Here is a 12,341-nt window from a genome sequence, read left to right as displayed (position 1 = left end):
TTTTCTCCTATTTCTTATTCTTTATAAATTTGTGTCCAATTGCTGAGAACATTGCACCAAGCACCACCACGAATGCGCCAATATAGCTTAGGTTGTTGAGATCTGGCGCAGAAAAATCTTGCGGATCGATCGCGTGGAGCAAATGGGAAAACGCAATGGTAAATAATGGCACCAGCGTTACAACTACGCTCACTTTTGCTACTTCCCAGCGGTTTAAGGCTTCGGCATAAGCGCCGTAGCCGATCAATGTATTTAAACAACAGTAAATAAAACAAGCTAAGGTTAAACCACTTAGCCCCTGTACTTGTGAAACTTGCGCAAAGGGCGTAAAGACCATTGCACAACCAAAATAAAACATTAATAGCACTTGTTGTGCGGTGAATTGGCGTAGCATCAATTTTTGTGCCAACCCATAAGCGACCCAAATTAAGGCGGCGCAGACGCTTAATAATACCCCGATTAAATACCCATTCAGCTGGGTAAATTGGCCGAGCTTGTCATTAAAAAATAGCCCTAAACCAATAATTAAAATCACTAGCCCAATTTTTTGGTGCAAACCTAACCGCTCTTTGAAAATAATCACGCCACAAATCAGCATCGCAAAGGAAGAAAGATGGATAAAAATCTGTGCTACCGAGGGTTCAATAAATTGCAATGAGGTATTAAATAAAGAGAAGTTGCCTGAAAGCCCAATAATGCCAAAAACCAGCAAGCCCACATAATAGCGGTTAAGCTGTGAGAGTTTCGGCAATTTTTTGCTTAATCCTAAAAATAGCAATAGGGCGGAACTGGCTACAATAAAGCGATACCAAACAATCGTTTGTGGTGTCATTACATTTAACACTTGCTTTAAAGCAATAGGCAGTGAACCCCAAGCCATTGCGGTGATTAAGGCAAATGTAAATCCTAATAGGGGTTGTTGCTTCATTACATTTCCTCCTTAATCTGGGCGATATTCTCTTTTTATCTTTTACGCGGTTGAAATTGCTATATGGGGGCAGCTTTGGCAATTTCTATATTAGCACGCAAAATTTTTTGAAATGATGTGGATTATATAGGCTAATAACAAAAAAGCCCCACAAAACTGTGAGGCATTTTATTCTGTTTATTTGTAAAATTATTCAGCTACGATACTAACGTATTTACGATTTTTCTCGCCTTTAACTTCAAATTTTACTTTACCATCAGCAGTTGCGAATAAAGTGTGATCTCTACCCATACCTACGTTAGCACCTGCGTGGAATTTAGTACCACGTTGACGAACGATGATGCTACCTGCTAATACAGATTCGCCACCGAAGCGTTTAACACCAAGGCGTTTAGCTTCAGAATCGCGACCGTTACGAGTTGAACCACCAGCTTTTTTAGTTGCCATCTACTTGATCTCCTCTGAAATTATGCTTGAATCCCAGTGATTTTCACTTCTGTGAACCACTGACGATGACCTTGTTGTTTACGACTGTGTTTACGACGACGGAATTTAACGATTTTTACTTTATCGCCACGACCGTGAGTTACAACTTCAGCCACTACTTTTGCGCCAGCAATAACTGGTGCACCGATTTTAACATCTTCACCATTAACGACCATTAACACTGAGTCGAATTCAACGCTTTCGCCAGTTGAAACTTCAAGTTTTTCTAAACGAACAACTTGACCTTCGCTTACTCGGTGTTGTTTACCGCCACTTTGGAAAACTGCGTACATAAATACTCCGCTATACATTGTGCTTTAATGTTTAATTCATTTAGCACATCAAAATTCATATAAATAGGTCGCAAATTCTACGGAAAAACAAACCCGATAGCAAGAATTTATTTGCAATAAAATAAAAAAAGTTAGATTTACGCTGGTTTGATTTCAGAAAGCCAAGAAAATCAGGTAAAATCAACCGCACTTTAGGCAATAATAAACACATTCACGATGATAGATAAACGCAATCTTATGGATATAAATGCAATCCAAATGCTCATCAATGAGGATATGCAGAAAGTTAATGCCAAAATTTTGGCGCAGCTTAATTCTGATGTACCGCTGATTAATCAGCTGGGCTATTACTTAATTCAAAGTGGTGGCAAACGCATTCGCCCAATGCTTGCCGTGTTGGCTGCTAATGCACTGGGTTATCAAGGGGAAGAGCATATTAATTGTGCCACTTTCATTGAGTTTACTCATACCGCAACCTTGTTGCACGATGACGTGGTGGACGAATCAGAAATGCGCCGCGGCAAACCCACGGCCAATAGCGAATTCGGCAATGCGGCCAGCGTGCTGGTGGGCGACTACATTTACACCCGCTCTTTTCAGCTAATGACGGATACTAACTCGCTGAAAATTCTAAAAATAATGTCTGATGCCACCAATGTGATTGCGGAAGGGGAAGTTCAACAATTGATGAATATGAACGATCCTGATACCACAGAAGAAAGCTATATGCGTGTTATTTATAGCAAAACCGCGCGTTTATTTGAGGCCGCAACGCAGTGTTCCGCCATTGTCGCAGGGGCGAGCGAAGCGCAAGAGCTTGCATTGCAACAATATGGACGCTATCTCGGCACCGCATTCCAACTTATTGATGATGTGTTGGATTATCAAGCAGACGCGCAAACCTTAGGCAAAAATATTGGTGATGATCTTGCTGAAGGCAAACCGACCTTACCATTATTACACGCAATGCATAACGGTGATGAAAGCCAACGCCAGCTTATTCGCAAGGCCATTGAACAAGGCGGACAACGTGAAATTTTAAATGATGTGCTTGCGATAATGGCACAATATGGATCTATTGAATACACCATCGACCGCGCACGCCAAGAAGCACAAAAAGCCATTGATGCCATTGCCATTTTGCCTGAAAGTGAGTATAAACAAGCACTGATTTCTTTGGCTTATTTATCTGTGGATAGAACAACGTAATAAATTTTGATATTTTTTAAGGTGCTAACTTGTGTTTTATCAAAGGAGATCAAATATGTTATTCAATCGACGTAGTTTTTGTAAATTGGGGATCGGAGTGGGAGTAACAAGCATTATTCCCTCATTCAAGAGCACTTGAAAAACCAACAGAGTTAAGCAAAAGCACAGAATATTTGCCTAACACAGGTACTGGAAATAAGTTTGATTTTGATGGGCAAGCATTAAGATATCGGGGAAACTCTATTATTAGCCATATTCCACAGTCAACATCTTTTTATCAAAACTTACTAAAATTTCAGCAAGAAATCCAACGGAGCGCTCTAGGGGATCGACATATATTTTTACCTAAAAATAGCTTACACATTACACTATTCAATGGAGTAAATGAAAATATTGCACAACGCAACAAAGTAGGATATTGGCCTGCAGATGTACCTAAAAATGCCGAGATTAGTGATGTTCATAGGCATCTTTTGAACAAGTTATCTCAATCAAATTTGGAATTGCCTGATAAGTTACTATTTAGACCAACAGAGCTATGGACGCCTTTTGATAAAAAAGGTATTACGCTTGGCGTTGAGTTGGTTGATGACAGACAAAAGCATAGTATTATTGAATTGCGTAAACATCTTAATCAGTTATTTGAAACACAACGTAATTCTCCTGAAAATTTGAATTTTCATATTTCTCTTGGATACACGTGGAAAGTCTATTCGCCTACATTAATGAGTTGGGCGGAAGAGCAACGTTTAATATGGTCCAAGCATTTTCTTGAAAAGAACCCAACTTTTGAAATTGACACCATTGAATTTGCAGTATTTGATGATATGCTTTCTTACTCTCCAATTTGGTTAAAGAAACTAAAAGCTTAATTACAATAATATGATAGAGCAACAGAACGAAAATCAAACAAACAAAAGTGCGGTGGAATTTTCGCAAAAATCGCACCGCACTTCGCGTAAAGCAAAAAAAGATCCGAACGCGCCTTTTGTGCGTGAAAAATTAACCTTGCCAAATGGACACCAAAAATTGCTGCTCCATTCTTGCTGCGCCCCTTGCTCGGGTGAGGTGATGGAAGCCATTTTGGCCTCTGGCATTGAATTTACCATTTATTTCTACAATCCGAATATTCACCCATTAAAAGAATATTTAATTCGTAAAGAAGAAAATATTCGTTTCGCAGAAAAATTTGGTATTCCATTTATTGATGCTGACTACGACCGCCAAAATTGGTTTGACCGAGCTAAAGGAATGGAAGATGAGCCAGAACGTGGCATTCGTTGCACAATGTGCTTTGATATGCGTTTTGAAAAAGCCGCACAATACGCACACGAAAACGGCTTCCCCGTATTTACCAGTTGCTTAGGCATTTCACGCTGGAAAGATATGAATCAAATCAACGGCTGTGGACACCGTGCGGCAGCGAAATATGATGATGTAGAATATTGGGACTACAACTGGCGTAAAGGCGGTGGTTCACAGCGTATGATCGAAATCAGCAAACGCGAACGTTTCTACCAACAAGAATATTGTGGCTGCGTTTATTCCTTGCGTGATACCAACAAATGGCGCGAAGCCAACGGCAGACAAAAAATCGAAATTGGTAAATTGTATTACACCAATGATTAATGAGTTAAAGGGATAATCGCAAGGGTTATCCCTTCTTCATCTAAATTTATCTTACAAATTTACAAATAAGGCAGAAAACTTGTCCAACCCAATGAGCGAACTTAGCGAAACCTTTACTCTTGAACCGCAGGATAATGCCCGTTTGCAGGCGTTGTGCGGGGCATTTGATGAAAATATCCAATTGATCGAAAAAGAATTTTTCTTGGATATTGCACGGCGTAATTTTACCTTTACACTGAAATCGAAAGATCCCAATCCGAAATCTCATCACGCGAAATTGTTAAATAAAGTGGCGGCGTTGATCCAAACATTGTATTTGGAAACCGCACCAGTGCGTGGTGTGGTGAAGGAAATTGATTTGTCTGATGTCCATTTAGCCATTCAGGAAAATCGAATGTTACTGCAAGACGACACGGAGCAAACTGAACAAAATGCCGTGCCAAAAGTGTACCAAACTACGATCAAAACGAAACGTGGTTTAATTAAGCCGCGTGGGGCAAATCAAATTCAATATTTGCACAATATTTTGCGTTATGACATCAGTTTTGGTATTGGGCCAGCAGGTACAGGGAAAACTTTTCTTGCTGTGGCGGCTGCGGTGGAAGCCCTAGAGCGACAAGAAGTACGCCGCATTTTGCTCACTCGCCCTGCGGTGGAAGCAGGGGAAAAATTGGGCTTTTTGCCGGGAGATTTAGGGCAAAAAATTGAGCCTTATTTACGCCCGCTCTATGATGCCTTATTTGAAATGCTGGGCTTTGAAAAAGTGCAGAAATTAATGGAACGCAATGTGATTGAAATCGCACCGCTGGCTTATATGCGTGGGCGCACGCTGAATGATAGCTTTATTATTTTAGATGAAAGCCAAAACACCACCACTGAACAAATGAAAATGTTTTTAACCCGTATTGGGTTTAATTCTAAAGCGGTGATAACGGGCGACATCACGCAAATTGACTTGCCACGCAGCCAAAAATCAGGTTTACGCCACGCCATTGAAGTGTTAGAAAATGTGCCAGAATTGAGCTTTAATTATTTTGACAGTAAAGACATTGTTCGCCACCCAGTGGTTGCCAAAGTGGTGCAAGCCTATGATAAATGGGACGAACAGGAAGAAATTCGCCGTCAAGAACGAGCCTTACAGCGTCAGCAAGAGCAAGCCAAACAACAAGCTTTAGAACGAGAAGAAACAGAATGAAAGATGTCATCGTTGATTTACAAATCGCAGTAGAAAATAGTGAAAACTTGCCCACAGAACAACAATTCCAACAATGGGCAACCGCCGCAGTGCAAGCAGAAAACCTGCAACCTGAGATCACCATTCGCGTGGTGGACGAAGCGGAAAGCCAAAGCTTAAACGCCACTTATCGTGGTAAGGATTACCCAACCAACGTGCTTTCCTTTCCCTTTGAATGCCCTGAAGAAGTGGAATTGCCGCTGCTCGGCGATTTAGTGATTTGTCGCCAAGTGGTGGGACTAGAAGCGCAAGAACAAGGCAAACCCTTAATGGCACATTGGGCGCATATGGTAGTACACGGCTGTTTGCATTTGCTGGGCTACGATCACATTGAAGATGCTGAAGCAGAAGAAATGGAAAGCCTTGAAACGGAAATAATGCAAGATCTTGGCTTTGCTGATCCTTATTTAGCGGAAAAAGCCTAGCCTTGCAGCCACGTCAGCTTCGTATCTTAGTTGGGGAAAATGCGTGGTTACAGACTCAACTTTCCCCCTTATTTTCTGGCTTAGATCGCTTTGAAAAACAAAGTGCGGTACTTTTTTTTGATGAAAATTGCACCGCACTTTTTCCCACTCAAAACATCACGCTAATTCCCTTTAACAAAGCGAAAAATCAGCTTGGGCGCGAACATTCCCTGATTATTTACGATGCCAGACGAAGCCTAAATCTTGATGCCCTTGCCATTGCCGCAGGTACATTGCAAGCAGGCGGGCAGCTTTATTTATTGTTCAACCATTGGCAACATTTAGCCACACAAATTGATCTGGATAGCCAGCGTTGGAGCGGTGTGCCGCAAGGCATTCGCACACCGAATTTTGTCCAATTTATGCAGCAAAAAGTGCGTGAATATGGCTTTCCTATTTATCAGCAACAAAATGGCGATAGCTTTTTACCCGCACCGCATAACTCAGCCATTGAGCCGATAAAGCCCTTTCATTCTGCCACGCAGGATCAACAACGCATTTTGCAGCAGCTATTAAATGAACCGAAAGAAATTAATGTGATCACCGCCAAGCGTGGGCGGGGGAAATCCGCCTTGGCAGGCTTATTTGCTTCGCATTTAGACAAGGTGATTCTCACTGCACCAAATAAAAGTGCGGTGCAAATTTTGCAAGATTTTGCTGAGAAAGAGTTACTTTTTATTGCACCTGATGATCTCGCCCAACAAGTGCAACAAGATCCCGATAAATTTAACGATCATTGGCTGATTATTGATGAAGCTGCGATGATCCCGCTACCCTTATTAATGCAGCTAACAGCACATTTTCAGGCGATTTTATGTACCACCACGATACAAAGCTATGAAGGAACAGGGCGCGGTTTCTTGCTTAAATTTATGCAAAAAAATCACCGCACTTTGCAACATTTTGAACTCAGCACCCCATTGCGTTGGCGAGCCGATGATCTGATCGAGCCTTTTATTTCTGATTTGCTTTTATTAGAAGCGGAAAACCAATTAGCTCAGCCTAATTTTGTTCCTAATGTAGGCTTGCATTTTCATTGGCATCATAGCCACAGCCTTTTTCAGCAAGGGGAATATGAAGATTTTTACGGATTGCTGACTCTTGCCCATTATAAAACGTCCCCCGTGGATTTACGCCGTTTGCTCGATGGCAAGCATCAGCAATTTTTACTGGCAAAATTCAATCAGGATTTATTGGGTGCGCTTTGGCTACTGAATGAAGGGGGAATGAAGGACAGCACGTTGATTGAAGGCATAATGCAAGGTGTCCGTCGCCCGAAAGGTAATTTGGTGGCGCAAATATTGTGCCAATCAAGCCTAAACGAAGCAGCGTGCAAGCTGAATTCAGCACGGATTTCTCGCATTGCTGTGCAACCTAAATGGCAACATCAAGGGATAGGGCAGGCGCTAATGGCAGAAGTGAATGAGCCAAGTTTTCAGAGCCAAGATCGCGCACAAGATTTTTTATCGGTGAGTTTTGGCTACACGCCCGAGCTTGCTCAATTCTGGCAAAAGTGCGGGTTTAATTTGGTTTATTTAGGCAGCCATAAAGAAGCCAGCAGCGGTTGTTATAGTGCGATTAGCGTAAAAGGCGTAAGCCGCGCAGGGCAAGATTTTTGTACAAATTTACTGGCACAATTTGAACGTGATATGCCTTTATCCTTCCACCCTTTAGCCTCGCAACTATGCCTACAAGGGCAACTAGAAAGGGATTTTTCATTGAATGAACAAGACATTAAAGCGTTACATTATTTTGCTCATTATCAACGAAATTTAGCCAGCACGATCCCAGCTATTCGCCGTTTATTATGGGGCAATCAAGGGGAAACATTGCCTTTATTGTCGGCGTATTGTGAACAAAAAATCTTACCAAGCACGGGCAAAAAGCAATGGTTGCAAGGTTGCAGAGAAGAAGTAAAACGATGGTTGCAAAAGCAAAAAATTCTTTTATGATAAGGAATGCATAAGACAAAGAATAAATCGCAAAATAGGGGGAAATAATGGCAAATCAACAAAAAGGTGTGCTGCGCAGATTATGGGATAAATACAGCGAATTTTGCAAAGAATTGGGGATCGATCAAGGCGCTTGTCGCAGTTGTGTGCCAGTAGTGAAATTTGATGAAGATCCACCGAAAAAAGCGGAGCAAGAGAAAGCAGCTAAATCTTAGGATCAGATCCCGATCTTTACATTTCTCATTTTTCAATCATTCCTTACAAAGCCATTTGGCGTGTTGCTCAAATGGCTTTCTTTTTGGGCGAAATATACAAATCTTTACATAAGATCCGGATCAAACTGCTTGCAACTTAGTCAAACTAATACTAAACTTACGAATAAGTGGTAAAAAGTGGTGTTTTGTGGTAAAAATTGCAAAATTCTGTAAAAAATAACCGCACTTATTTTTAACAAGAGATCTCAAACAATGTTTCGTGGCGCATCATCGGTAAATCTGGATTCAAAGGGACGGCTTGCCATTCCTACCCGTTACCGTGCCGAGATCCTAGAAAAAAATAATGGGCAAATGGTTTGCACGGTGGATATTCGCCAACCTTGCTTGTTACTTTATCCCTTAGATGAATGGGAAATCGTTGAGCAAAAATTATTAAGTTTGTCGAATTTTGATCCTGTGCAACGTAGTTTACAGCGTGTGATGCTCGGTTATGCCACGGAATGTGAGCTGGATAGCGTAGGGCGAATTTTAATCAGTGCGCCATTACGCCAGCACGCAAAACTAGAAAAAAGCACAATGTTAGTGGGCCAGTTAAATAAATTTGAAATTTGGAGCGATGTGGAGTGGCAGGCTCAAATTCAACAAGATATGGCTCTCGGTGCAAGTGGTCAGCTTGCCCAATCTCCTGAATTAATCACGTTGTCTTTATAAGAGAAGATTAACTTCCACCAAGACAGCGGCACTAGCAGAGATAAGCGGTGTACTTAGGTACACCGCATTATCTCATTTTTAACATTTAATTTTTATTATTTAATAACGACTTATGAACGCGCAGAACCTTTTTTCTTCACCTGAACATTTCACCGTTTTATTAAATGAAGCGGTGGACGGTTTGGCGTTGAAAGAAAAAGGCATCTATATTGATGGCACTTTTGGGCGCGGCGGTCATTCTCGTCTGATTTTATCTCGCTTATCCCAAGATGGCAGATTAATCGCCATTGATCGTGATCCGCGTGCGATTGCGGCGGCAGCGCAAATTCAAGATCCGCGTTTTCAGATCGAACACAATAGCTTTTCTGCGATCCCTGAGATCTGCGAAAAATTAGGTTTAGTCGGTAAAATTGACGGTATTTTGCTCGATCTTGGCGTGTCTTCCCCTCAATTAGATGAAGCCGAGCGCGGTTTTAGTTTTATGAAAGACGGCCCGCTTGATATGCGAATGGATACCACTCAAGGTTTATCGGCGGCCGAATGGTTGCAACAGGTTTCTGAGCAAGATTTAGCTTGGGTGCTGAAAACCTTTGGTGAAGAGCGTTTTGCTAAGCGCATTGCACAAGCCATTGTTAATTATAATAAAAATGCACGTCAAAACGGCACAGAACCACTTAATCGCACCTTGCAATTAGCTGAGCTGATTGTGCAATCGGTTCCTTTTAAAGATAAACATAAACACCCAGCTACGCGTAGTTTTCAGGCAATTCGTATTTTCATTAATGCTGAATTGGAAGAGCTAGAACGTGTCTTGCAAGGGGCTTTACAAGTATTAGCGCCACAAGGACGTTTGTCGATCATTAGCTTCCATTCTCTTGAAGATCGTATGGTGAAACATTTTATGCGCAAGCAAAGCAAAGGCGAAAGTTTGCCGAAAGGCTTGCCATTGCGTGAAGATCAAATTCAGCGTAGCCAAACCTTAAAAACCATTGGCAAGGCGATTATGCCAAGTGAACAAGAAATTGCTCAAAATGCCCGCTCAAGAAGTGCGGTGCTGCGTATTGCGGAGAGAGTATAAAAATGGTTGAAAATTCAGAACGTTATCCATTAGCTTCAATGCTCTCAGAAGATTTATTCAGTTCGAATAAATTAATCATTTTGCTGTTTATTTTAATCCTTTGCAGTGCCTTAGGAACAATTTGGATAACCCATAAAACCCGCGCCTTAGTGATGCAAAAAGGGGAATTGCTTTGGCAACATCAAGCCTTAGAAAATGAATATTTAAGTTTGAAATTGGAAGAAGCAACACAAAGCGATAATAACCGTATTGAGGCCATTGCCAAAACCAAGTTAAAAATGGATAGAACCCGTTCAGAACAGGAAGTACTGCTTGTTGAGTAGTTGGAGGGGAAGATGAAAAAGAAAAGTCAAAGTATAAGACGTAGTAGCAAAACGAGCAGTTCAGTTAAACGTAACAAGCCGAAAATTTCTTACACCAACAGCTTTATCCGCTGGCGTTTTTGGGTGGCAGTGGGCATTATGATTACTCTATTATCCACCCTTGCGGCAAGAGCGATTTATTTACAAGGCGTAAACCCTGAACCTTTGATGGTTGAGGCAGACAAGCGTTCCGTGCGCACGCAGGAAATTCTTTCTGTGCGTGGTTCAATTTTAGATCGTAATGGACAGTTATTATCCGTTAGCGTACCAATGTATTCAGTGGTGGCAGATCCTAAATTCATCTTTAAAGAAAATTCATTGCAAGATAAAGAACGTTGGCAAGCGCTCGCAAAAGCACTCAAAGTGCCTTACAAAGATTTAATTAAACGCATTGAAAAATCGCCTTCGTCAAGATTTATTTATTTATCTCGTCAGGTTTCGCCAACTATTTCAGACTATGTGAAACAGCTTAAAATCAAAGGGGTAACCTTAAAAACCGAAGCGCGCCGTTTTTATCCAAGAGTGGAAGAAACCGCTCATTTAATTGGCTACACCAATATTGATGGTGAAGGTATTGAAGGCATTGAAAAAAGTTTTAATTCCTTGCTAGTGGGTAAATCGGGTTCACGCACTTACCGCAAAGATAAATTTGGGCGAGTGGTGGAAGATATTGCCGATGTTAAAAAATACGATGCACATAATGTTACGCTAAGTATTGATGAAAAACTGCAATCTATGGTTTACCGTGAAATCAAAAAAGCGGTTACAGCAAATAAAGCAGAATCAGGCACAGCTGTGTTAGTAGATATTCGCACAGGTGAAGTATTGGCAATGGTGAATGCGCCTTCTTATAACCCGAATAATCGTACTGGCGTGAAAGCGGATCTTATCCGCAACCGTGCAGTAACGGATATTTTTGAGCCAGGTTCTACGGTAAAACCTTTTGTTGTTTTAACCGCACTTCAACGTGGCGTGGTGGGACGTCATCAAGTGATTAATACAGGGCGTTTAGTGCTAAATGGACACGAAGTCAAAGATGTGGCACCAAGAGATAGCCAAACCCTTGATGAAATTTTAGAAAACTCCAGTAACCGTGGTGTGAGCCGTTTAGCCTTATTAATGCCACCAAGTGCCTTAATGGAAACCTATGAAAATGCAGGCTTAGGAAAACCGACAGAACTTGGGCTAAGCGGTGAGCAATCAGGCTTATTAAATGCAAACCGTAAGCGTTGGGCAGATATTGAGCGTGCCAACGTGGCTTATGGTTATGGCTTGAATGTAACGCCAGTGCAAATTGCGCGTGCCTATGTCACCTTAGGCAGTTTCGGGATTTATCGTCCACTTTCTATTACCAAGGTTGATCCACCTGTTATCGGACAGCGTGTATTTTCCGAGAAAATCACCCGTGAAGTAGTGAATATGATGGAAAAAGTGGCGATCAAAAATAAACGCGCAATGGTGGAAGGTTATCGCGTTGGGATCAAAACAGGGACAGCGAAAAAGCTAGAAAAAGGCCGTTATGTGGATAAATATATTGCTTACACCGCAGGCATTGCGCCAGTGAGCGATCCGCGCTATGCACTGATCGTTTTGATCAATGAGCCGAAAGCTGGGCAATATTATGGTGGGGCGGTTTCTGCGCCATTGTTCTCAAATATTATGGGCTATGCGTTACGAATGAATAACATTCCGCCTGATGCGGTGGAGCAGCAAAAAGTCGCCAAACGCACCGTTCGTTTAAACACTCAGAAAAAAGATGAAACAACGAACTAATTTTTGA

The 12,341-nt window shown here is 41.6% G+C and carries 14 protein-coding genes; 11 read left to right on the top strand and 3 right to left on the bottom strand.

Features of this window, described 5'->3' with window-relative positions; genetic code table 11:
• Positions 1 to 7 precede the first annotated feature (7 nt).
• The 3 genes from L5B76_RS03495 to rplU all read right to left on the bottom strand — a co-directional run bounded on the left by L5B76_RS03495 (position 8) and on the right by rplU (position 1,707).
• Complete coding sequence (locus L5B76_RS03495; RefSeq protein WP_103855847.1) at positions 8 to 928, bottom strand: DMT family transporter; 921 nt, start codon at positions 926 to 928, stop codon at positions 8 to 10.
• Between the two features lie 189 nt (positions 929 to 1,117).
• Complete coding sequence (rpmA, locus tag L5B76_RS03490) at positions 1,118 to 1,375, bottom strand: 50S ribosomal protein L27 (protein ID WP_103853279.1); 258 nt, start codon at positions 1,373 to 1,375, stop codon at positions 1,118 to 1,120.
• A 20-nt stretch (positions 1,376 to 1,395) separates the two neighbouring features.
• Positions 1,396 to 1,707, bottom strand: coding sequence for a 50S ribosomal protein L21 (gene rplU / locus L5B76_RS03485; RefSeq protein WP_265754234.1), 312 nt, complete (start codon positions 1,705 to 1,707; stop codon positions 1,396 to 1,398).
• A 237-nt stretch (positions 1,708 to 1,944) separates the two neighbouring features.
• Between rplU and ispB the strand changes: the two genes are divergently transcribed.
• The 11 genes from ispB (at position 1,945) to ftsI (ending at position 12,334) form a co-directional block, all read left to right on the top strand.
• Positions 1,945 to 2,916 carry an octaprenyl diphosphate synthase gene (gene ispB, locus L5B76_RS03480; protein WP_265754233.1) on the top strand — a complete coding sequence of 324 codons (972 nt, stop codon included), beginning with the start codon at positions 1,945 to 1,947 and terminating at the stop codon, positions 2,914 to 2,916.
• Between the two features lie 173 nt (positions 2,917 to 3,089).
• The gene (locus tag L5B76_RS03475) at positions 3,090 to 3,788 is read left to right on the top strand and encodes a DUF1868 domain-containing protein (RefSeq protein ID WP_265754232.1); all 699 of its coding nucleotides are present in this window, start codon (positions 3,090 to 3,092) and stop codon (positions 3,786 to 3,788) included.
• A 10-nt stretch (positions 3,789 to 3,798) separates the two neighbouring features.
• Entirely contained in the window at positions 3,799 to 4,545 is a 747-nt protein-coding gene (locus L5B76_RS03470; RefSeq protein ID WP_265754231.1) for an epoxyqueuosine reductase QueH, read from the top strand.
• A 91-nt stretch (positions 4,546 to 4,636) separates the two neighbouring features.
• Positions 4,637 to 5,740 (top strand): PhoH family protein, encoded by a 1,104-nt coding sequence (locus L5B76_RS03465; protein ID WP_265754230.1) that lies wholly within the window; start codon positions 4,637 to 4,639, stop codon positions 5,738 to 5,740.
• Positions 5,737 to 6,204 carry an rRNA maturation RNase YbeY gene (ybeY, locus tag L5B76_RS03460; protein ID WP_265754229.1) on the top strand — a complete coding sequence of 156 codons (468 nt, stop codon included), beginning with the start codon at positions 5,737 to 5,739 and terminating at the stop codon, positions 6,202 to 6,204. The genes L5B76_RS03465 and ybeY overlap by 4 nt, the downstream gene beginning before the upstream one ends.
• 2 nt (positions 6,205 to 6,206) lie before the next feature.
• Positions 6,207 to 8,195: a tRNA(Met) cytidine acetyltransferase TmcA gene (locus tag L5B76_RS03455; protein WP_265754227.1), complete on the top strand. Its 1,989-nt coding sequence runs from the start codon at positions 6,207 to 6,209 to the stop codon at positions 8,193 to 8,195.
• Positions 8,196 to 8,242: 47 nt separating this feature from the next.
• Positions 8,243 to 8,410, top strand: coding sequence for a DUF5363 domain-containing protein (locus L5B76_RS03450; protein WP_172459084.1), 168 nt, complete (start codon positions 8,243 to 8,245; stop codon positions 8,408 to 8,410).
• Positions 8,411 to 8,662: 252 nt separating this feature from the next.
• Positions 8,663 to 9,121 (top strand): division/cell wall cluster transcriptional repressor MraZ, encoded by a 459-nt coding sequence (gene mraZ, locus L5B76_RS03445; RefSeq protein WP_115250036.1) that lies wholly within the window; start codon positions 8,663 to 8,665, stop codon positions 9,119 to 9,121.
• A gap of 112 nt (positions 9,122 to 9,233) precedes the next feature.
• On the top strand, positions 9,234 to 10,199 hold the full coding sequence (gene rsmH / locus L5B76_RS03440) for a 16S rRNA (cytosine(1402)-N(4))-methyltransferase RsmH (protein WP_265754226.1): 966 nt from the start codon (positions 9,234 to 9,236) through the stop codon (positions 10,197 to 10,199).
• A gap of 2 nt (positions 10,200 to 10,201) precedes the next feature.
• Positions 10,202 to 10,522 carry a cell division protein FtsL gene (ftsL, locus tag L5B76_RS03435; RefSeq protein WP_115250034.1) on the top strand — a complete coding sequence of 107 codons (321 nt, stop codon included), beginning with the start codon at positions 10,202 to 10,204 and terminating at the stop codon, positions 10,520 to 10,522.
• A 12-nt stretch (positions 10,523 to 10,534) separates the two neighbouring features.
• The gene (ftsI, locus tag L5B76_RS03430; protein WP_265754225.1) at positions 10,535 to 12,334 is read left to right on the top strand and encodes a peptidoglycan glycosyltransferase FtsI; all 1,800 of its coding nucleotides are present in this window, start codon (positions 10,535 to 10,537) and stop codon (positions 12,332 to 12,334) included.
• The last annotated feature ends 7 nt before the right edge of the window (positions 12,335 to 12,341 follow it).

Source organism: Avibacterium sp. 21-594, assembly GCF_026226815.1.
GTDB classification, from domain to species: domain Bacteria; phylum Pseudomonadota; class Gammaproteobacteria; order Enterobacterales; family Pasteurellaceae; genus Avibacterium; species Avibacterium avium.
The sequence above is the reverse complement of the archived record's forward strand: the minus strand, read 5'-3'. Positions and strand labels throughout refer to the sequence as shown.

Coding starts and splice junctions, on each gene's coding strand:
- L5B76_RS03495 (WP_103855847.1), bottom strand. CDS start 928: ATGAAGCAACAACCCCTATTAGGATTTACATTTGCCTTAATCACCGCA.
- rpmA (WP_103853279.1), bottom strand. CDS start 1,375: ATGGCAACTAAAAAAGCTGGTGGTTCAACTCGTAACGGTCGCGATTCT.
- L5B76_RS03470 (WP_265754231.1), top strand. CDS start 3,799: ATGATAGAGCAACAGAACGAAAATCAAACAAACAAAAGTGCGGTGGAA.
- ftsL (WP_115250034.1), top strand. CDS start 10,202: ATGGTTGAAAATTCAGAACGTTATCCATTAGCTTCAATGCTCTCAGAA.
- ybeY (WP_265754229.1), top strand. CDS start 5,737: ATGAAAGATGTCATCGTTGATTTACAAATCGCAGTAGAAAATAGTGAA.
- ispB (WP_265754233.1), top strand. CDS start 1,945: ATGGATATAAATGCAATCCAAATGCTCATCAATGAGGATATGCAGAAA.
- L5B76_RS03465 (WP_265754230.1), top strand. CDS start 4,637: ATGAGCGAACTTAGCGAAACCTTTACTCTTGAACCGCAGGATAATGCC.
- L5B76_RS03450 (WP_172459084.1), top strand. CDS start 8,243: ATGGCAAATCAACAAAAAGGTGTGCTGCGCAGATTATGGGATAAATAC.
- mraZ (WP_115250036.1), top strand. CDS start 8,663: ATGTTTCGTGGCGCATCATCGGTAAATCTGGATTCAAAGGGACGGCTT.
- rsmH (WP_265754226.1), top strand. CDS start 9,234: ATGAACGCGCAGAACCTTTTTTCTTCACCTGAACATTTCACCGTTTTA.
- ftsI (WP_265754225.1), top strand. CDS start 10,535: ATGAAAAAGAAAAGTCAAAGTATAAGACGTAGTAGCAAAACGAGCAGT.
- rplU (WP_265754234.1), bottom strand. CDS start 1,707: ATGTACGCAGTTTTCCAAAGTGGCGGTAAACAACACCGAGTAAGCGAA.